The following is a 19,819-nucleotide window of genomic DNA, read 5'->3' as shown; positions in this document are numbered from 1 at the left end:
GGTGATTGCAGCGGTCAGAGTAGTTTTACCATGGTCGACGTGGCCGATAGTACCAACGTTGACGTGCGGTTTTGTACGTTCAAATTTTTCTTTAGACACGGCTATATTCCTTACTATAGTGCTCTCCCCTGAGGAGAGAGCACGGGACTTAGGTTTTAATCCTGTGGATTATTTACCACGGGCTTCAATAACGGCCTGAGCAACGTTGTTCGGCGCATCATCATACTTCAGGAATTCCATGGTGTATGATGCACGACCTTTGGTCAGAGAACGCAGCTGAGTTGCATATCCGAACATTTCAGACAGCGGAACTTCAGCGTGGATCTTAACGCCAGTTACTTCAGATTCTTGACCGCGCAGCATGCCGCGACGACGGCTCAAGTCACCGATTACGTCACCGGTGTTCTCTTCCGGAGTTTCTACTTCAACCTTCATGATCGGCTCAAGCAGAACTGGTTTCGCTTTCTTAAAGCCTTCTTTAAAGGCGATAGAAGCGGCCAGTTTAAACGCCAGCTCAGAGGAGTCAACGTCGTGGTAAGAACCGAAGTGCAGACGGATACCCATATCAACTACCGGGTAGCCAGCCAGCGGACCAGCTTTCAGCTGTTCCTGGATGCCTTTATCAACGGCCGGGATGTATTCGCCAGGGATTACACCACCTTTAATGTCGTTGATGAACTCGTAACCTTTCGGGTTAGAGCCCGGCTCCAGCGGGTACATGTCGATCACAACGTGACCGTACTGACCACGACCACCAGACTGCTTGGCGTGTTTACCTTCAACATCGGTAACTTTCTGGCGAATCGCTTCGCGGTAAGCAACCTGAGGTTTACCGACGTTCGCTTCAACGTTGAATTCACGCTTCATACGGTCAACGATGATGTCGAGGTGCAGTTCACCCATACCGGCGATGATGGTCTGGTTAGACTCTTCGTCAGTCCATACGCGGAATGACGGGTCTTCTTTAGCCAGACGACCCAGAGCCAGACCCATTTTTTCCTGGTCAGCTTTGGTTTTCGGCTCAACGGCGATGGAGATTACCGGCTCAGGGAATTCCATACGCTCCAGAATGATCGGCGCATCCGGGTCACACAGGGTGTCACCAGTGGTTACGTCTTTCAGACCGATAGCGGCAGCGATATCGCCCGCGCGAACTTCTTTGATCTCTTCACGTTTGTTAGCGTGCATCTGAACGATACGACCGAAACGCTCACGTGCAGCTTTCACGGAGTTCAGTACGGTATCACCAGAGTTAACCACACCGGAGTACACACGGAAGAAGGTCAGGTTACCAACGAACGGGTCGGTAGCGATTTTGAACGCCAGTGCAGAGAACGGCTCTTCGTCGCTTGCGTGACGCTCAGCCGGGGTATCTTTACCGTCGTCCAGGATGCCGTTGATTGCCGGAACATCGATCGGGGATGGCAGGTAATCAATTACCGCATCCAGCATCGCCTGAACACCTTTGTTCTTGAACGCAGAACCACAGGTTACCAGGATGATTTCGTTGTTCAGAACGCGCTGACGCAGAGCTTTTTTGATCTCTTCTTCAGTCAGTTCTTCGCCACCCAGGTATTTTTCCATCAGCTCTTCGGAAGCTTCCGCAGCGGACTCGATCAGGTTCTGGTGCCATTCGTCAGCCAGTTCCTGCATGTCAGCCGGGATATCTTCGTATTCGAAGGTAACGCCTGCATCAGCTTCGTTCCAGTTGATGGCTTTCATTTTCACCAGGTCAACAACACCGGTGAAACCTTCTTCAGCACCAATTGCCAGCTGCAGCGGAACCGGGTTCGCGCCCAGACGGGTTTTGATCTGACCAACAACTTTCAGGAAGTTCGCACCCATGCGGTCCATTTTGTTAACGAACGCAATGCGTGGAACTTTATATTTATTTGCCTGACGCCATACGGTTTCAGACTGCGGCTGAACACCACCAACTGCGCAGTAAACCATTACCGCACCATCAAGAACACGCATGGAACGTTCTACTTCGATAGTGAAGTCAACGTGCCCCGGGGTGTCGATGATGTTTACACGGTGCGGTTCATACTGTTTAGCCATACCAGACCAGAATGCAGTAGTCGCAGCGGAAGTGATGGTGATACCACGTTCCTGCTCCTGCTCCATCCAGTCCATGGTAGCGGCGCCGTCATGAACTTCACCGATTTTATGGTTTACACCGGTGTAGAACAGAATACGTTCGGTAGTAGTGGTTTTACCGGCGTCGATGTGCGCACTGATACCGATGTTACGGTAGCGTGCGATGGGTGTTGTACGAGCCATTTGATTCCTCGTTTATTTCTTTAGGCGTTCAGTTAAGTTATCCAGAGCGGGCGACTCATCTGAAACGCCCGCCTGGTGACTATGACTCCGAAGGGATTACCAACGGTAGTGTGCGAACGCCTTGTTGGCTTCGGCCATACGGTGAACGTCTTCACGTTTCTTAACTGCAGTACCTTTGTTGTCTGCAGCGTCAGTGAGTTCGTTCGCCAGGCGCAGAGCCATGGATTTATCACCGCGTTTACGAGCAGCTTCAACGATCCAACGCATTGCCAGGGCATTACGACGAACCGGACGTACTTCAACTGGAACCTGATAAGTAGAACCACCTACGCGGCGGGACTTAACTTCGACAGTCGGGCGCACGTTTTCGAGCGCAACTTCGAAGGCTTCCAGTTCAGTTTTACCAGAGCGCTGAGCCAGGGTCTCCAGCGCGCTGTATACGATAGTTTCTGCAGTAGATTTTTTACCATCTACCATCAGGATATTTACAAATTTAGCCAGCAGTTCTGATCCGAACTTCGGATCCGGCAGAATTTTACGCTGACCAATGACGCGACGACGTGGCATGGAAATACTCCGTTGTTAATTCAGGATTGTCCAAAACTCAAAGAGTTTAGTTTGACATTAATATAAAACGTTTGGCCTTACTTAACGGAGAACCATTAAGCCTTAGGACGCTTCACGCCGTACTTGGAGCGAGCCTGCTTACGGTCTTTAACGCCGGAGCAGTCAAGCGCACCACGAACGGTGTGGTAACGAACACCCGGAAGGTCTTTAACACGACCGCCACGGATCAGGATCACGGAGTGCTCCTGCAGGTTGTGACCTTCACCACCGATGTAGGAGGTGACTTCGAAACCGTTAGTCAGACGCACACGGCAAACTTTACGCAGTGCGGAGTTCGGTTTCTTAGGAGTGGTGGTATATACGCGAGTACATACGCCACGTTTCTGCGGGCAGGCTTCCAGCGCCGGCACGTTGCTCTTTGCAACTTTGCGCGCGCGTGGTTTGCGTACCAGCTGGTTAACTGTTGCCATTAAATAGCTCCTGGTTTTAGCTTTTGCTTCGTAAACACGTAATAAATCGCCTCATATAATATGAGGACGCAGAATTTTAGGGCGGTGCCGAAAAGGTGTCAAGAAATATACAACGATCCCGCCATTACCAGGCCAACTGACCTTCATGTTTGACCGTAAGACTGACGAAATCAGTATAGTCAACCCTGACGACACTGTCCGCAATTTGACCAGCCAGCCCGCGGGCTTCGATATCGTCTTGCAGAGCATGTAGGGTTATGGGGGCGGATTGCAGGATTTCAAGGAAACGGCCGCCGTCAATCGCCGCGATCACGCCATCGGAGAGCAGGAGCAGATCGTCGCCTGACTTCACCAGACGCAGCATCGCGTCGATATCGACATGCCATGGAGAGACGCTTAGAGTGTGGAGCATCTGGGCCTCAGAATCGTAGAATCACGTTGAACTCATCAAGCCGGGCGCGCAGCGCCTCTGGCTCGAGGCTTTCTACATCCACCACCCACGGCGTATCGGCGGCCAGGCCGCGTTCGCGGGCAGACGACGCGCATAACCAGCACTGTTCGATGTCATACAGCGATAACAGCCTGAAGGTGGCGATATAATCACGGGCGAGGATTTTTCCCGGCTGCTGGCCAGGGATAATCTGAAACACGCCGTCGCCGACAAAGAAGACGCCGAGGTCGTCGGTGAGGGCCGAGGTCGCCAGTAAGGCGTCCAGCCCTTCCCTACCGGCTGCGCTGCCGTGCGGCGCGGAAGAAAATACGAAAGCCACGCGTTTCATCAGAACTGCACCATTCTATCGCAGGTTAACGACGCTTCAGCCAGCGCGCCTAGCCCGCTTAAGGTGAATCCCGGCTGCAGATTATGCGCCGGCAAACCAAGCTGCTGCGCTTCGCGTTCATCGGTCACGCCGCGACGTAGCGCGGCTGCCACGCAAATGTGCAGCGCAACGGCATGTTCATCATGCAGGCGCTGCCAGTGACGCACCAGGTCTACCTCATCGCTGGCGGGGGCCGTCAGCTGATTAGCGTTGTAGACCCCTTCACGATAGAAAAATACGCAGGCCAGTTCATGCCCTGCGTTAATAACCGCCTGCGCAAACTGCCACGCGCTACTGGCCTGCTGAGTACCGTAGGCAGGCCCGGTTACCGTGATGGCAAAACGCATTACTTATCGAGCCCCTGGAAATCACCGCTTTTAAACTGGCGGATGTAGAGGTACACCGTGTGTTTAGAGATATTCAGGCGATCGGCTACCTGGTTAATCGCATCTTTGATATCGAAGATGCCTTTCTCGTATAGATTCAGCACGATTTGGCGGTTTTTCGCGTTATTCGATACGTTGCGATCGGCATTCACCTCTTCAATGGTGAACTCCAGCGTTTGCGCCACCAGATCATCCACCGACGAGGCAAAGTTAACCTGAGAGTTCACTTCCGGCGTTTCCGGTGGAATAAAGGTGCTCATAATCTGCGAGAACGGGACATCGAGGTTCATGTTGATACACAGCAGACCAATCACCCGATGTTCCCGGTTGCGAATAGCGATAGTCACCGATTTCATCAGCACGCCGCTTTTCGCGCGGGTAAAATAGCACTTCGATACGCTGCTATCTGCTCCCGTCATATCGTGCAGCATACGTAACGCCAGATCGGTAATCGGCGAGCCAATTTGGCGGCCGGTGTGTTCACCGTTAGCAATACGAATAGCGGAGCATTTTAAATCCTGCAGTGAGTGCAGCACGATTTCACAATGGGAACCAATGAGCATCGCTAACCCGTCCACCACCGCTTCATAGGATTTTAGGATATCGAAGTCGGTCTGGTCGAAAGGACGTTGATCCAGCAGGTCAAGCTCGCTGGTTTCGTTGGTTAAAAGCGACCTGGACATGTAAAAAAGCACTCCTTTTCAGGAGCCTGTCGTTATCGTCAGGGCAGGCTCATCATCATTATTAAGCTATCTAAAGTAATACAGCGCCTGAGGAATTTTCCAGTTTTAATTATATCTGCTGCCAATAAAAAAGCCGCCGCCCCTGAAGGCGGCGGCTTATGGCAGATTACTTCTTAGCGTCTGCAGCCGGTGCTTCGGCAGCGGCTTCTGGCTTAGCATCAGCCTTCGGAGCCGGTTTGATGTCCAGCAGTTCTACATCGAATACCAGCGTAGAGTTAGCCGGGATACCCGGAACGCCAGTTTTGCCGTAAGCCAGATCCGGTGGGATGACCAGCTTGATTTTGCCGCCTTTTTTGATGTTTTTCAGGCCTTCGGTCCAGCCTGGGATAACGCCATCAAGACGGAAAGAGAGCGGCTCGCCGCGGGTGTAAGAGTTATCGAACTCTTTACCGTCGATCAGCGTACCTTTGTAGTTCACCACGACGGTATCGCTGTCTTTCGGCGCATCGCCGGTACCGGCTTTCTCGACTTTATACATCAGGCCGGATTTAGAGGTTTTCACGCCCTTCTCTTTAGCGAAGGCGTCACGGAACGCTTTGCCTTTAGCATCGTTCTCGGTCGCATCTTTTTCCATCTTCTGCTGAGCGGCGGTTTTCACGCGGGTCTCAAAGGACTGCAGAGTGGTTTCAATTTCTTTGTCGGACAGTTTGCTCTTATCGGCAAACGCATCCTGCACGCCGGCGATCAGCTGGTCTTTATCCAGTTTGATACCCAGCTTCTCTTGTTCTTTCAGGGAGTTTTCCATGTAACGGCCGAGGGATGCACCCAGCGCATAAGCGGATTTTTGATCGTCATTTTTAAATGCCGATTTGCTGTCCGCCGCCGGTGCAGCTTTCGCTGCGGTATCGGCAGCAAAGGTCAGCGGTGCATTCAGGGCAACGGCCATCGTGGTCGCCAGCAGCGTTACTTTAAACAGTGATTTCATCCATTTCTCCAGGGCCGGGGCATCTCACCCCAGGGTTATCATAAAAAGCAAAAAACGTACTATAGAACGTTGCAGAACAAATCTACATACGGACCTACCTGAATATCGCCTCATTTCAGACTATTTTTGTATGAATTAGTTTCCTCTCTGACGTTACGATGCTGCGTTAACGCGGAAACTTGAGTAGAATCCGCCCGCAAACAAGACAGAAGAGGCGACCTATGAACGATAGCACAATGGAGACGCGTCTGGCGGAACTGGAAAGCCGACTGGCGTTTCAGGAGATCACCATCGAGGACCTCAACAAAACCGTCACGGCGCATGAAATAGAAATGGCCAAAATGCGCGAACATATGCGCTTGATGATCGAAAAACTGAAAGCGACACAGCCGTCGCACATCGCGTCACAGTCTGAAGAGACGCCGCCTCCGCATTATTGAGACGTAAAAAAAGCGGGTTTCCCCGCTTTTTTGGCTATTCGCGCGAACGCGACGCCATTAGTGGCAACCGCAACCGCCGTTACCGCAACCACCTTTGCCATGTTCATGGTCGTGACCATGATCGTGGCCGTGGCCGCCGCAGCAGCCGTCATGACCGTGGTCATGATCGTGACCATGAGCGCCGTGTACGTGACCGTGTTCCAGCTCTTCTGCAGTGGCTTCGCGCAGGGCGACAACTTCTACGTTGAACTTCAGATTCTGGCCAGCCAGCATGTGGTTGCCGTCAACCACCACGAAATCGTCGCCGACTTCAGTGATTTCTACCGGTACCGGACCCTGGTCGGTTTCAGCCAGGAAGCGCATGCCAACCTGCAGTTCGTCAACGCCCATGAAGACGTCTTTAGGAACGCGCTGAACCAGGTTTTCGTCATACTGGCCGTACGCGTCATTCGCGCCGACTTCGACATCAAATTTATCGCCCACTTCGTGGCCGTTTAATGCGTTTTCCAGGCCGGAAATCAGGGAACCGTGACCATGCAGGTAGTCCAGCGGCGCACTCACCGGAGACTCATCAACCAACACACCGTCTTCTGTACGTACCTGATAGGCCAGGCTGACCACCAGGTCTTTTGCTACTTTCATGATATCTCCTGAGCATGGGAAGAATAGTGGCGCAGATTGTAGCGGAATTCTGCAGCCGTGTACCCTCTAGCTTAAAAAAAGGCGACAGATAACGCTAGTCCGGATGAAAAATGCCGATCACTTGCTCTTCTTTGCGAACGTGTTCGCGGACCTCTTTATCGGCCTCGCGCATCTGATGTCCGCACTTAACGCACTCAACAATATCGACATTATTCTCGCGCCACATCGCCAGTGAATCCTGCGCCTGGCACGCCGGACATTTTGCGCCGGCAATAAAACGTTTACGTACCGCCATTTTGCTCTACCTTCTATTCAAACTCGTCCCAGCCGTCCAACTGCCGGCTTTCTTTCTGCATTTCACGCTCAAAAATCTCTTCCAGCTCGCGCCGGGCTTCCCGCACGCGAGATATCTGTACAGTATCAGTATGCACCGGCATTAACTCGCGCAGCATTCGCATATCGAGGCGTCGAAAGTGCAACTGCGCGCGCTGCGCCTGATGCGGATGCATTCCCAGAGTCACCAGCGCCTTGCGCCCCAATTCCAGGGCGCTGGAGAAGGTTTCTCGCGAGAACTGCGTCACGCCAGCCTGTAATAACTCATGCGCTTCTACGCGCCCCCGCGCTCGGGCCAGAATATGCAGGTGGGGAAAATGCTGTTGGCACATCTCCACCAGCTTCATGGTATCTTCCGGCTCGTTGCAGGTAATCACAATCGACTGCGCCTCTTCCGCCCCCGCCGAACGCAGTAGCTCAAGCTGCGTCGCGTCGCCGAAATAGACTTTGTAGCCATATTTGCGCATCAGGTTGACTGCGCTGATATCGCGTTCAAGCACGGTAATACGCATTTTATTAGCCATCAGCAGACGCCCGATCACCTGACCAAAACGTCCGAAGCCGACGATAATCACCTGTGGCTTATCATCCTCGACCCACGGCGCCTCATCGGTATCCTCCGCCGGGTTAAGCCGTCGCGACAGCACTTTATCAATGACCTTCATCAGGAGCGGCGTGGTCATCATCGATAAGGTTACGGTAACCAGCAGCAGCGCCATTTGATCGTTATGGAACAGCTTCTGCGAAGCCGGCATGGAAAAGAGAACAAAGGCGAACTCGCCGCCCTGGCTCAATACTCCGGCGAACTGCGTGCGCTCGGCGCTGCGCAAACCGTATACCCGGGCCAATACATAAAGCACCAACGCTTTAACCGCCACCAGCGCGGCAACGCTTAGCGCGACCCACAGCAAATGGGTGTACAGCACGCCAAGATTCAGCGCCATGCCGACGGAGATAAAAAATAGCCCCAGCAGCAAGCCTTTAAACGGCTCAATAGCAATTTCCAGCTCGTGGCGATATTCGCTTTCCGCCAGCAGCACGCCCGCGATAAACGTCCCCAGTGCCATTGACAGCCCCAGGGCGTCCATAAACAGCGCGGAACCCAGCACCAGCAGCAGCGTGGCGGCGGTAAATACCTCACGCACACCGGAACCGGCGATAAAACGGAAAACCGGACGCAGCAGAAAACGGCCGCCAATCAGCATGCCGGCGAAAGCCAGCACCTTCATCCCTACCGACATCCAGTTAAAGTTATCGTCGCCGTGTCCGGCGAGCAGCGGGACCAGCGCCAGCGCCGGGATCACCGCTAGATCCTGAAATAACAGTACTGAAAATCCAAGCTGGCCGGATTCGTTACGGCTCATTCCTTTCTCGCGCATCAGCTGCAGCGCCATCGCGGTAGAGGACATTGCCAGCCCAATACCGCCCACCACGGCCGCCTGCCACGAAAACCCGGTGACCACCAGCAATCCGCCGAGGATCGCCGCGCTAAACAGCACCTGCGCCGCGCCGACGCCGAAAATCGAGTTGCGCAGTTGCCACAGTTTGGCCGGATTGAGCTCAAGGCCGATGATGAACATCAGGAATACAACGCCCAGCTCGGAAAAATGGAGAATTTCATCCACATCGCTAATAAAGCCAAGCCCCCACGGGCCAATCGCAATCCCGGCCAGCAGGTAACCGAGTACGGCGCCAATGCCCAGCCGGGCCGCCAGCGGTACCGCCACCACGGCGGCAAACAAAAACAGTACCCCTGCTAATAGCAAATCAGCTCCCGCCATTGACGCCTCCTGTTGCAACAGGATTCGCGAGCCAGTCGCGATACGCGCGGGCGTGGCTTTGCAAATCTTCCGGCCGCTGTCGGCGCGCCCAGTAGACAATAATCGGACTCAGCCAGTGCATGCGGCACATGCCGGCCGTTAACTCAAAAGGGCGCAGAATATCGTTCATCGGATAGCGGTTAGCATCGCGGCGGTAAGCGCTCTCCGGCTCGCCGGTGGTGATCACGCTGCGCCAGTACTTTCCCGCCAGTTGATTCCCTCCCGCGCCGCTGGCGAAGCCGCGGCTCAGCACCCGGTCCAGCCACTCTTTCAACAATGCCGGGCAGCTCCACGTATACAGCGGATGCTGGAAAACAATCACCTCATGCTGACGCAGGAGATCCTGCTCATGGGCGATATCAATAAAAAAATCTGGATAGTGCGCATAAAGATCGTGCACGGTGACATTCGGCAACTGTAAGGCCGGTTCAAGCAAAACCCGGTTGGCCACGGAATCCTGAGATTCTGGGTGGGCATACAGCAGCAACACTTTCGCTGTCTGAGACATCATTCCCCTCCCGAACGTCATCTGGCGGCTTGCGAAGCGGCTGCGTCTCGACGCAACCAGAATGACTTTGTCTATCGTCTTCATTTTGGGCTACCATTGCGGCCCTATGGAGCGTTTCGCTTCCACACTACATTATCATAAAGACAAATTAACATAGTCTGAACATACGGCGCCTTATGATTGTTTTCTCCTCGTTACAAATTCGTCGCGGCGTACGCGTCCTGCTGGACAACGCCACCGCCACCATCAATCCTGGCCAGAAGGTCGGTCTGGTGGGTAAAAACGGCTGCGGTAAATCTACGTTGCTTTCGCTTTTGAAAAACGAGATAAGCGCCGACGGCGGCTCCATGACCTTCCCGAGCAACTGGCAGTTGGCGTGGGTTAATCAGGAAACGCCGGCCCTGCCGCAACCGGCTATTGATTATGTTATTGATGGCGATCGCGAGTTCCGCAAGCTGGAAGCCGATTTACAGCAGGCCAATGAGCGCGACGACGGCCACGCCATCGCTACCGTTCACGGTAAGCTGGATGCCATTGACGCCTGGACGATTCGTTCCCGCGCCGCCAGCCTGCTACACGGCCTTGGTTTCAGTAACGAGCAGCTTGAGCGGCCGGTCAGTGATTTCTCCGGCGGCTGGCGTATGCGCTTAAACCTCGCGCAGGCGCTGATCTGCCGTTCCGACCTGCTGTTGCTCGACGAACCGACCAACCACCTCGATCTTGATGCGGTGATCTGGCTGGAAAAATGGCTGAAAGGCTATACCGGTACGCTGATCCTGATTTCCCACGATCGTGATTTCCTCGATCCGATCGTCGATAAAATTATTCATATCGAACAGCAAACGATGTTCGAATACACCGGTAACTACAGCTCGTTTGAAATCCAGCGCGCGACCCGTCTGTCGCAGCAGCAGGCCATGTATGAAAGCCAGCAGCAGCGCGTTGCCCACTTGCAGAGCTATATCGACCGCTTCCGCGCCAAGGCCACCAAAGCGAAACAGGCGCAGAGCCGTATCAAAATGCTTGAGCGCATGGAGCTTATCGCCCCGGCGCACGTCGATAACCCGTTCCACTTCAGCTTCCGCGCGCCGGAAAGCCTGCCGAACCCGTTACTCAAGATGGAAAAAGTCAGCGCCGGCTACGGCGAACGGATTATTCTCGACTCCATCAAGCTGAACCTGGTGCCCGGTTCGCGTATCGGTCTGCTGGGGCGCAACGGCGCCGGTAAATCAACGCTGATTAAGCTGCTGGCCGGTGAACTACAACCGCTGTCCGGTGAAATTGGCCTGGCTAAGGGCATTAAGCTCGGTTACTTCGCCCAGCATCAGCTCGAATTCCTGCGCGCCGATGAGTCGCCGATACAGCATCTGGCCCGCCTGGCGCCGCAGGAGCTGGAACAAAAACTGCGCGACTACCTCGGCGGCTTTGGATTCCAGGGGGATAAAGTCAGCGAAGAGACCCGCCGTTTCTCCGGCGGCGAAAAAGCGCGCCTGGTGCTGGCGTTAATCGTCTGGCAGCGCCCTAACCTGCTGCTGCTCGATGAACCGACCAACCACCTTGATCTCGATATGCGTCAGGCCTTAACCGAAGCGCTGATCGACTTCGAAGGGGCGCTGGTCGTGGTCTCGCACGATCGCCACCTGATCCGTTCCACCACTGACGATCTGTACCTCGTACACGACGGCAAAGTCGAACCGTTTGATGGCGATCTGGAAGATTATCAGCAGTGGCTGAGTGATTCGCAGAAGCAGGAAAACCAGGCCTCTGAAGCGCCGAAGGATAACGGCAATAGCGCGCAGGCGCGTAAGGATCAAAAACGCCGCGAAGCCGAACTGCGCACGCAAACGCAACCGCTGCGTAAAGAGATCGCCCGTCTGGAAAAAGAGATGGATAAACTCAACGCGCAGCTGGCGCAGGCGGAAGAGAAGCTGGGCGACAGCGAGTTATATGACGCCTCGCGCAAAGCGGAATTAACCGCCTGTCTGCAGCAGCAGGCGAGCGCCAAATCAGGTCTCGAAGAGTGCGAGATGGCGTGGCTGGACGCGCAGGAACAGCTGGAGCAAATGCTGCAGGAAGGCTAATGAGTAACCGTTCGGCGGTGAGAGAAAATTCACCGTCGGACTGCCTGCTTCAGATATACCGGCAGACTTTTATTCCGGGAGACTTTCCGAAATTCATCGCTCAGCCATTCTCTTCAATCATTTTCATGTAATCTATACCGATTACCCGCAAGACCACATATTGGCTAACCGCCCACTTTTAAGCGCGGTATAGTGTTCTAAAAGTTTCTTAATAATCCTGGTACTATGGTTGAAATAACCCCGACAGCAGTGACGCCCCCCGATAACGATTCGCGCGAATTCCATCCGATGCGCGGCGTGGGCAATCGTCATCTGCAAACCATGCTGCCGCGGCTCATCCGCCGCAAGCTCCGATTTACGCCGCACTGGCAGCGCCTTGAGCTGCCGGATGGCGATTTCGTCGATCTGGCCTGGAGCGAAGACCCCGCCGGCGCGCGCCACAAACCGCGACTGGTGGTCTTTCACGGTCTGGAAGGCAGCCTGCACAGCCCTTACGCCCACGGTTTGATTCACGCCGCCATGCAGCGCGGCTGGCTCGGGGTGGTGATGCATTTTCGCGGTTGCAGCGGCGAGCCGAATCGCAACAGTCGTATTTATCACTCTGGCGAAACGGAAGACGGTACCTGGTTCCTGCACTGGCTGCAGCGCGAGTTCGGCGCCGCGCCGACGGCGGCGGTAGGCTATTCGCTTGGCGGCAACATGCTGGGCTGTCTGCTGGCGAAAGAAGGCGACAATATTCCGCTCGATGCGGCCGTCATTGTTTCGGCGCCCTTTATGCTGGAAGCCTGCAGCTACCATATGGATAAAGGATTTTCGCGCGTCTATCAGCGTTACCTGCTCAACCTGCTGAAAGCTAACGCCGCGCGCAAGCTAAAAGCCTATCCGGGCTCGCTGCCGGTCGATCTTCGCCAGCTCAAAAGCATGCGCCGCATCCGCGAATTCGACGACATGATCACCGCCAAAATCCACGGTTTCGCCGATGCGCTAGACTATTACCGACAGTGCAGCGCGATGCCGCGCTTAAGCGATATCACCAAGCCGACGCTGATCATTCACGCAAAAGACGATCCGTTTATGGACCATCATTCAATACCGCCGCAGGAACAGCTGCCGGCTAACGTCGAATATCAGCTCACGGAACAAGGCGGCCACGTTGGCTTTGTCGGCGGTACGCTGCGAAAACCGCAAATGTGGCTGGAGCAACGTATTCCGGATTGGTTAACCCGCTGGCTGGGAGGACAAGCATGATTATTCCCTGGCAGGATCTCGATCCCGAAACGCTGGATAATCTGATTGAAAGCTTTGTGTTGCGCGAAGGCACCGATTATGGTGAACATGAACGTTCGCTTGCCGATAAAGTCGCCGATGTAAAACAGCAGCTTAAAACCGGGGAGGCCGTGCTGGTGTGGTCAGAACTGCACGAGACGGTCAACATCATGCCCCGCAAGATGTTTAACGGCTAAGCGCCATGCCCCTCTAACCGCGAGAGCCTGGCGCGATACGGCGACACACCATTACTTAATCAGGGAGTTGTTATGTCTGCCAAACATCCAGTGATCGCAGTCACGGGCTCCAGCGGCGCGGGCACCACCACCACCAGCCTCGCGTTTCGCAAAATTTTCTCGCAGCTGAACCTGCACGCCGCGGAGGTCGAAGGGGATAGCTTCCATCGCTACACTCGCCCGGAAATGGACATGGCGATCCGCAAGGCGCGCGATCAGGGCAAACACATCAGCTACTTTGGCCCGGAAGCCAACGACTTCAGCCTGCTTGAACGCACATTTTTAGAATACGGCGAATTCGGCAAGGGCCAGTCGCGCAAATATCTCCATACCTACGATGAAGCGGTTCCCTGGAATCAGGTTCCCGGTACCTTTACCCCGTGGCAGCCGCTGCCTGAACCCACCGACGTGCTGTTTTATGAAGGGCTGCACGGCGGCGTGGTGACGCCGCAGCACGACGTGGCGAAACATGTCGACCTGCTGGTCGGCGTGGTGCCGATCGTCAACCTCGAATGGATCCAGAAGCTCATTCGCGATACCAGCGAACGAGGCCATTCGCGCGAAGCGGTGATGGACTCGGTGGTGCGTTCGATGGAGGACTACATCAATTTCATCACCCCGCAGTTCTCACGTACCCATATCAACTTCCAGCGCGTGCCGACGGTGGATACCTCGAATCCGTTTGCCGCCAAAGGCATTCCATCGCTCGACGAAAGCTTCGTGGTGATTCACTTCCGCAATTTGCAGGGGATTGATTATCCCTGGCTGTTGGCGATGCTACAGGGGTCGTTTATCTCGCATATGAACACCCTGGTGGTACCGGGCGGTAAGATGGGGCTGGCGATGGAGCTCATTATGGCGCCGCTGGTCGAGCGCTTGATGGAAGGCAAAACCATTAGTTAAGGGTAAAATAAAACCCCGGTCGCCGTGCTGCCGGGGTTAATGTCCCGCTACGTCAATTCGTCTCAGGCTTCGATCACTTCGTAAGAATGGGTGATGTTGACCGCCTTTTCCAGCATCAGCGCCACCGAGCAGTACTTCTCCGCGGATAAATCCACCGCACGGGACACCGCCGCATCCTTCAGCTCTTTACCGGTGACGATAAAGTGCAGATTGATATGAGTGAACAGGCGCGGCGCCTCTTCACGGCGTTCGGAGGTCAGCTTCACTTCGCAGTTAGTGACGTTTTGACGCCCTTTTTGCAGGATAGACACCACGTCAATTGCGCTACAGCCGCCCGCCGCCATTAACACCATCTCCATCGGGCTGGGCGCTTTGTCCCCGGAGTTGCCATCCATTAAAATCTGGTGGCCGGAGGCCGACTCACCGATGAAGGTTAGACCTTCCACCCATTTCACACGCGCTTGCATAAAATTTAACTCCGCTGTTGCAATTTTCCTGACAGATTACGCGCACATAACAAATCTCGCAACGGAAGGCGACCTGGGTCATGCTGAAGCGAGACACCAGGAGACATGCGGTGAAAGCTATGCTAAAACAGTCTGGATGCTACAGTAATACATTGATGTACCGCATGTATGCTGAGGAGTTCACATTACAGGCTGCATAAATTGAGCAGCCAGCTTCCCAGGCATAGGGAAAAATACGATTGCATGCCCGGATGCCGTGTAGTGTCGGCGTCCGGAGATAGCTTATAACAGAGGATAACCGCGCATGGTGCTTGGCAAACCGCAAACAGACCCTACCCTTGAATGGTTCTTGTCTCATTGCCACATTCATAAGTACCCATCAAAGAGCACGCTGATTCACCAGGGTGAGAAAGCGGAAACGCTTTACTACATCGTAAAAGGCTCCGTGGCTGTACTCATCAAGGATGAAGAAGGTAAAGAGATGATCCTCTCTTACCTCAACCAGGGCGATTTCATCGGTGAATTAGGCCTGTTTGAAGAAGGTCAGGAACGTAGTGCCTGGGTACGTGCGAAAACCGCATGTGAAGTGGCCGAGATCTCTTACAAAAAATTCCGTCAGTTAATCCAGGTGAACCCGGACATCCTGATGCGCCTTTCTTCGCAGATGGCGCGTCGTCTGCAGGTCACTTCCGAGAAAGTCGGTAACCTTGCTTTCCTCGACGTGACGGGCCGTATTGCTCAGACCTTACTGAATCTGGCGAAACAGCCTGATGCCATGACCCACCCGGACGGGATGCAGATCAAAATCACCCGCCAGGAAATTGGCCAGATCGTCGGTTGCTCTCGTGAAACCGTCGGCCGTATTCTGAAGATGCTGGAAGATCAAAACCTGATCTCCGCACACGGTAAAACTATCGTCGTCTACGGTACCCGTTAAGTCGCTAAACGGCGTATTGCTCCGCGCAGTACGCCGTTTTTGTTTCTCCCATGTGGCGCAGGCTGATTTACCACCCGGAAGTCAACTATGCACTGCGGCAAACGCTGGTGCTGTGTCTACCTGTGGCCATCGGGCTTCTGCTCGGCCATCTGCAGCAAGGGTTGCTGTTCTCTTTAGTTCCCGCCTGTTGCAATATCGCCGGTCTCGACACCCCGCATAAACGCTTTTTCAAACGCCTGATCGTTGGCGGCTGCCTATTTGCCGGCAGCAGCCTGATTGTGCAATTGCTTCTGGCGCGGGACATCCCTTTGCCGCTTATCCTCAGCGCGCTGGCGCTGATACTCGGCGTGACGGCGGAAATCAGTTCGCTACACGCTCGCCTGTTGCCGGCATCGCTAATCGCCGCCATTTTTACCTTAAGCCTGGCCGGCAATATGCCCATCTGGGAGCCGCTGCTTATCTATGCGCTGGGAACCTTGTGGTACGGACTCTTTAATTGGTTCTGGTTTTGGCTCTGGCGAGAGCAGCCGCTGCGCGAGTCGTTAAGCCTGCTTTACCGCGAACTGGCTAATTATTGCGAGGCCAAATATAGCCTCCTGACGCAGCACACTGACCCGACGACCTCCCTGCCGCCGCTGCTTACCCGCCAGCAGAAGGTGGTCGATTTAATTACCCAGTGCTATCAGCAGATGCATATGTTAGCCGCCAACCAGCGTAGCGATCATAAGCGACTACTGCGCGCGTTCCAGGTTGGGCTGGATCTGCAGGAACATATTTCAGTGAGCCTGCACCAGCCGGAAGAGGTACAAAAACTGGTGGAGCGCAGCCATGCGGAAGCGGTCATCCGCTGGAACGCGCAGACCGTCGCCGCGCGTCTGCGCGTGCTGGCGGATGATATTCTCTACCACCGCTACCCGCGCCGCTTCCAGATGGATAAGCAAATCGGCGCGCTGGAAAAAATCGCTTATCAGCACCCCGATAATCCGGTTGGCCAGTTCTGCGCCTGGCACTTCAGTCGTATCGCCCGTGTGCTGCGTACCCAGCGCCCGCTGTACGCACGTAACCTGATGGCGGATAAAGAACGGCGCCTACCGCTACTACCGGCGCTGAAGAACTACCTGTCATTGAAATCCCCAGCGCTGCGCAACGCCGCGCGCATCAGCGTCATGTTGAGCATCGCCAGCCTGATGGGCAGCGCCCTACATCTGCCGAAGCCGTACTGGATCCTGATGACCGTGCTGTTCGTGACGCAAAACGGTTACGGCGCCACCCGCGTGCGAATTGTCCACCGGGCGGCAGGCACCCTGGCGGGCCTGGTGATCGCCTGGCTGACCCTACATTTCCACGTACCGGAGAGCTATACGTTAAGCGGTATGTTATTCATCACGCTGCTGAGCTATCTCATCATCCGTAAACACTACGGCTGGGCGATGGTGGGCTTTACCGTCACCGCGGTATATACCCTGCAATTGCTAACGCTTAACGGCGAGCAGTTCATTGTCGCCCGCTTTATCGATACCATCATTGGCTGTCTGATCGCCTTTGGCGGGATGGTCTGGCTATGGCCGCAATGGCAGAGCGGCCTGCTGCGTAAAAACGCCCACGATGCCCTGGAGGCCGATCAGGAGGCTATTCGGCTGATCCTTAGCGCCGATCCGCAGGCCCCGGCGTTGGCCTACCAGCGCATGCGCGTCAACCAGGCGCACAACGCCCTGTATAACTCGCTTAACCAGGCGATGCAGGAACCGGGTTTTAACTCGCACTATCTGGAAGATATGAAGCTGTGGGTAACCCATAGCCAGTTTATCGTTGAGCATATCAACGCCATGACCACGCTGGCGCGCGAGCATACGATGCTAACGCCGGACCTGGCGCAGCGGTATCTGGAATCTTGTGAAATTGCGCTGCAGCGCTGTCAGCAGCGTCTGGATTCAGACGGGCCGGGCAGCGCGGGCGATGTAAATATTATGGAATCCCAGGATGGGGAAGTGTTGCGTGGGCCGCTCAGCACCCTTGAGCAGCATCTGCAGCGGATCCTCGGCCATCTGAACACCATGCACACCATTTCGTCGGTGGCATGGCGTCAGCGTCCGCATCACGGCATCTGGCTACGCACGACTAGGCGCTAAGCACGTTTTTAACCGCCTGCGCAAAGCGCGCCATCCCTTCGGCGATATCGCTATCATCAATCACCAGCGACGGCACAAAGCGCATCACGTCCGGCCCGGCGTTTAACACCATCACCCCGGCCTGGGCCGCGGCATAGAGTAAATCGCGCGCGCGTCCATGATGCTGCGGCTTAAGCGCGGCGCCGATTAACAGCCCCATGCCGCGGATGTCGCTGAACAGATCGAACTGCGCATCGATCTGCTGCAGGTGTTCGACAAACAGCGCCCGTTTGGCATTGACGCCCTCCAGCACCTGCGGCGTGTTAATCAGGTTGAAAGCCGCGGTCGCCACCGCGCAGGCCAGCGGATTGCCGCCGTAGGTGGAGCCATGGGAACCGGCATGGAAGGCGCTGGCAATTTCATTGGTGGTCAACATCGCGCTAATCGGGAAACCGCCGCCGAGCGCTTTCGCGCTGGTCAGGATGTCCGGCGTCACGCCGTAATGCATATAGGCGAACAGTGAACCGGTACGGCCCATACCGCACTGTACTTCATCAAATACCAGCAGCGCCTGATGCTGGTCGCACAGATCGCGCAGCCCCTGCAGGAACGCCGGCGTCGCCGCCATTACCCCGCCCTCGCCCTGAATCGGCTCAACCACCACCGCGCAGGTATGGTCATCGATCACCGCTTTCACCGCCTCGAGATCGTTAAAGGGGACATGCACGATATCTGCCGGTTTCGGCCCGAAACCATCAGAGTATTTCGGCTGACCACCAACCGAGACGGTGAACAGCGACCGTCCGTGGAAGGCATTATGGAAAGCGATGATTTTGGTTTTGTACGGGCTATGACGAGTGATTGCGTAATGACGCGCCAGCTTGAACGCCGTTTCGTTGGCTTCCGTTCCGGAGTTCATAAACACCACGCGTTCGGCAAAAGTGGCGTCCACCAGTTGTCGACCCAGGCGCAGCGCCGGCTCGTTGGTAAAAACGTTGCTGGTATGCCACAGGGTTTCGCCCTGCTCGTGCAGCGCCGCCACCAGCGCCGGGTGGCAGTGGCCCAGCGCGGTCACCGCAATCCCGCCGGCAAAATCAATGTACTCTTTGCCCTGCTGATCCCAAACGCGGCTGCCTTTCCCCTTCACCGGAATAAACTCCGCCGGTGCATAAATCGGCAGAATGACTTCATCGAATGTGGCGCGGGTGATTGCCGGTTGCTCTGTTGCCATGTGATGCCCATCCTTCTGTGTAATGTGCAATGATTGCGATGTTTTAATCACAAAATATGCATAATAAATCACTTCATGGCAACTACAAATCAGCGTTTAAGGAAGTTTTCCAGCAAGTGGTGTCCCTGTTCGCTAAGAATGCTCTCCGGGTGGAACTGCACGCCTTCGAGATCCCACTGGCGATGGCGGATACCCATGATTTCACCGCTGGCGCTGCAGGCGGTAACGATAAAATCATCGGGAAGAGTTGGCGGGTCGATAACTAATGAATGGTAGCGCGTAACGGTAAGCGGGTTGTTTAGTCCCTGAAAAACGCCCTCGCCGTTGTGCTCAATAAGCGACGTTTTACCATGCATGACCTGAGCGGCGCGCACGATGCTAGCGCCGAAGACCTGGGCGATGGCCTGATGACCCAGACACACGCCGAGCAGCGGTGTTTTCCCGGCATAGCGGCGGATAACGTCCAGCGAAATACCGGACTCATCCGGCGTGCAGGGGCCCGGCGAAATAACGATTTTCTCCGGCGTCAGCGACGCTATCTCTGCCAGCGTTAACTCATCGTTACGCTTAACCAGCACCTCCGCTCCCAGTTCGCAAAAGTACTGGTACAGATTCCAGGTGAAAGAGTCATAGTTATCGATTAGCAGGATCATAG

23 protein-coding genes are annotated in these 19,819 nt (G+C 55.1%); 7 read left to right on the top strand and 16 right to left on the bottom strand.

Annotation, left to right across the window (positions count from 1 at the left end; translation table 11 throughout):
• From ACSEMK_RS12315 to fkpA, 9 genes are all read right to left on the bottom strand, one after another.
• Positions 1–99, bottom strand: a 99-nt coding sequence (locus ACSEMK_RS12315) for a GTP-binding protein (RefSeq protein WP_001363157.1), incomplete at its 3' end; no start/stop codon positions are given.
• Positions 100–168: 69 nt separating this feature from the next.
• Positions 169–2,283 carry an elongation factor G gene (gene fusA / locus ACSEMK_RS12310; protein WP_015369417.1) on the bottom strand — a complete coding sequence of 705 codons (2,115 nt, stop codon included), beginning with the start codon at positions 2,281–2,283 and terminating at the stop codon, positions 169–171.
• Between the two features lie 96 nt (positions 2,284–2,379).
• Complete coding sequence (gene rpsG, locus ACSEMK_RS12305) at positions 2,380–2,850, bottom strand: 30S ribosomal protein S7 (protein WP_015369416.1); 471 nt, start codon at positions 2,848–2,850, stop codon at positions 2,380–2,382.
• 95 nt (positions 2,851–2,945) lie between these two features.
• The gene (gene rpsL, locus ACSEMK_RS12300; protein WP_000246815.1) at positions 2,946–3,320 is read right to left on the bottom strand and encodes a 30S ribosomal protein S12; all 375 of its coding nucleotides are present in this window, start codon (positions 3,318–3,320) and stop codon (positions 2,946–2,948) included.
• 124 nt (positions 3,321–3,444) lie between these two features.
• On the bottom strand, positions 3,445–3,732 hold the full coding sequence (gene tusB, locus ACSEMK_RS12295) for a sulfurtransferase complex subunit TusB (RefSeq protein ID WP_308958274.1): 288 nt from the start codon (positions 3,730–3,732) through the stop codon (positions 3,445–3,447).
• A 7-nt stretch (positions 3,733–3,739) separates the two neighbouring features.
• Positions 3,740–4,099, bottom strand: coding sequence for a sulfurtransferase complex subunit TusC (gene tusC, locus ACSEMK_RS12290; protein ID WP_430914862.1), 360 nt, complete (start codon positions 4,097–4,099; stop codon positions 3,740–3,742).
• Positions 4,099–4,485 carry a sulfurtransferase complex subunit TusD gene (gene tusD / locus ACSEMK_RS12285; RefSeq protein WP_015369413.1) on the bottom strand — a complete coding sequence of 129 codons (387 nt, stop codon included), beginning with the start codon at positions 4,483–4,485 and terminating at the stop codon, positions 4,099–4,101. The genes tusC and tusD overlap by 1 nt, the downstream gene beginning before the upstream one ends.
• Positions 4,485–5,207 carry a helix-turn-helix transcriptional regulator gene (locus ACSEMK_RS12280; RefSeq protein WP_004868391.1) on the bottom strand — a complete coding sequence of 241 codons (723 nt, stop codon included), beginning with the start codon at positions 5,205–5,207 and terminating at the stop codon, positions 4,485–4,487. Before ACSEMK_RS12280 ends, tusD begins: the two co-directional genes overlap by 1 nt.
• A 166-nt stretch (positions 5,208–5,373) precedes the next feature.
• The gene (gene fkpA / locus ACSEMK_RS12275; protein ID WP_015369412.1) at positions 5,374–6,192 is read right to left on the bottom strand and encodes an FKBP-type peptidyl-prolyl cis-trans isomerase; all 819 of its coding nucleotides are present in this window, start codon (positions 6,190–6,192) and stop codon (positions 5,374–5,376) included.
• Positions 6,193–6,413: 221 nt separating this feature from the next.
• On the opposite strand from fkpA, the gene ACSEMK_RS12270 reads away from it, so the two are divergent.
• Positions 6,414–6,632, top strand: a complete 219-nt coding sequence (locus tag ACSEMK_RS12270; RefSeq protein WP_015369411.1) for a protein SlyX — start codon at positions 6,414–6,416, stop codon at positions 6,630–6,632.
• A gap of 57 nt (positions 6,633–6,689) precedes the next feature.
• On the opposite strand, the gene slyD is transcribed toward ACSEMK_RS12270, so the two are convergent.
• From slyD to kefG, 4 genes are all read right to left on the bottom strand, one after another.
• Positions 6,690–7,274: a peptidylprolyl isomerase gene (slyD, locus tag ACSEMK_RS12265; RefSeq protein ID WP_047077126.1), complete on the bottom strand. Its 585-nt coding sequence runs from the start codon at positions 7,272–7,274 to the stop codon at positions 6,690–6,692.
• Positions 7,275–7,368: 94 nt separating this feature from the next.
• Entirely contained in the window at positions 7,369–7,569 is a 201-nt protein-coding gene (locus ACSEMK_RS12260) for a YheV family putative zinc ribbon protein (protein ID WP_004106389.1), read from the bottom strand.
• A gap of 13 nt (positions 7,570–7,582) precedes the next feature.
• Positions 7,583–9,388, bottom strand: a complete 1,806-nt coding sequence (gene kefB / locus ACSEMK_RS12255) for a glutathione-regulated potassium-efflux system protein KefB (protein ID WP_087859085.1) — start codon at positions 9,386–9,388, stop codon at positions 7,583–7,585.
• Entirely contained in the window at positions 9,375–9,938 is a 564-nt protein-coding gene (kefG, locus tag ACSEMK_RS12250; protein WP_430914863.1) for a glutathione-regulated potassium-efflux system ancillary protein KefG, read from the bottom strand. Before kefG ends, kefB begins: the two co-directional genes overlap by 14 nt.
• Positions 9,939–10,111: 173 nt before the next feature.
• Between kefG and ACSEMK_RS12245 the strand changes: the two genes are divergently transcribed.
• The 4 genes from ACSEMK_RS12245 (at position 10,112) to ACSEMK_RS12230 (ending at position 14,421) form a co-directional block, all read left to right on the top strand.
• Positions 10,112–12,016 carry an ABC transporter ATP-binding protein gene (locus ACSEMK_RS12245; protein WP_087859084.1) on the top strand — a complete coding sequence of 635 codons (1,905 nt, stop codon included), beginning with the start codon at positions 10,112–10,114 and terminating at the stop codon, positions 12,014–12,016.
• A 225-nt stretch (positions 12,017–12,241) separates the two neighbouring features.
• Positions 12,242–13,264 carry a hydrolase gene (locus tag ACSEMK_RS12240; protein ID WP_213317289.1) on the top strand — a complete coding sequence of 341 codons (1,023 nt, stop codon included), beginning with the start codon at positions 12,242–12,244 and terminating at the stop codon, positions 13,262–13,264.
• On the top strand, positions 13,261–13,479 hold the full coding sequence (locus ACSEMK_RS12235) for a YheU family protein (protein WP_015369405.1): 219 nt from the start codon (positions 13,261–13,263) through the stop codon (positions 13,477–13,479). The genes ACSEMK_RS12240 and ACSEMK_RS12235 overlap by 4 nt, the downstream gene beginning before the upstream one ends.
• A gap of 72 nt (positions 13,480–13,551) precedes the next feature.
• Complete coding sequence (locus tag ACSEMK_RS12230; RefSeq protein WP_015369404.1) at positions 13,552–14,421, top strand: phosphoribulokinase; 870 nt, start codon at positions 13,552–13,554, stop codon at positions 14,419–14,421.
• 62 nt (positions 14,422–14,483) lie between these two features.
• Here the strand turns inward: ACSEMK_RS12230 and ACSEMK_RS12225 are convergent, their stop codons facing one another.
• Complete coding sequence (locus ACSEMK_RS12225; protein WP_015703648.1) at positions 14,484–14,888, bottom strand: OsmC family protein; 405 nt, start codon at positions 14,886–14,888, stop codon at positions 14,484–14,486.
• A 304-nt stretch (positions 14,889–15,192) separates the two neighbouring features.
• On the opposite strand from ACSEMK_RS12225, the gene crp reads away from it, so the two are divergent.
• Positions 15,193–15,825 (top strand): cAMP-activated global transcriptional regulator CRP, encoded by a 633-nt coding sequence (gene crp, locus ACSEMK_RS12220; RefSeq protein WP_000242758.1) that lies wholly within the window; start codon positions 15,193–15,195, stop codon positions 15,823–15,825.
• Between the two features lie 50 nt (positions 15,826–15,875).
• Complete coding sequence (locus tag ACSEMK_RS12215) at positions 15,876–17,954, top strand: YccS/YhfK family putative transporter (RefSeq protein WP_015369402.1); 2,079 nt, start codon at positions 15,876–15,878, stop codon at positions 17,952–17,954.
• On the opposite strand, the gene argD is transcribed toward ACSEMK_RS12215, so the two are convergent.
• Positions 17,944–19,164, bottom strand: a complete 1,221-nt coding sequence (argD, locus tag ACSEMK_RS12210) for a bifunctional acetylornithine/succinyldiaminopimelate transaminase (protein WP_430914864.1) — start codon at positions 19,162–19,164, stop codon at positions 17,944–17,946. The two genes, ACSEMK_RS12215 and argD, sit on opposite strands and share 11 nt — an antisense overlap.
• A gap of 89 nt (positions 19,165–19,253) precedes the next feature.
• Positions 19,254–19,817 carry an aminodeoxychorismate synthase component 2 gene (gene pabA / locus ACSEMK_RS12205; protein ID WP_430914865.1) on the bottom strand — a complete coding sequence of 188 codons (564 nt, stop codon included), beginning with the start codon at positions 19,815–19,817 and terminating at the stop codon, positions 19,254–19,256.
• Positions 19,818–19,819 lie beyond the last annotated feature (2 nt).

It is taken from the genome of Klebsiella sp. K-3 (assembly GCF_051207495.1).
GTDB lineage: Bacteria > Pseudomonadota > Gammaproteobacteria > Enterobacterales > Enterobacteriaceae > Klebsiella > Klebsiella aerogenes.
This window is presented reverse-complemented; position numbering and strand designations above follow the sequence as displayed.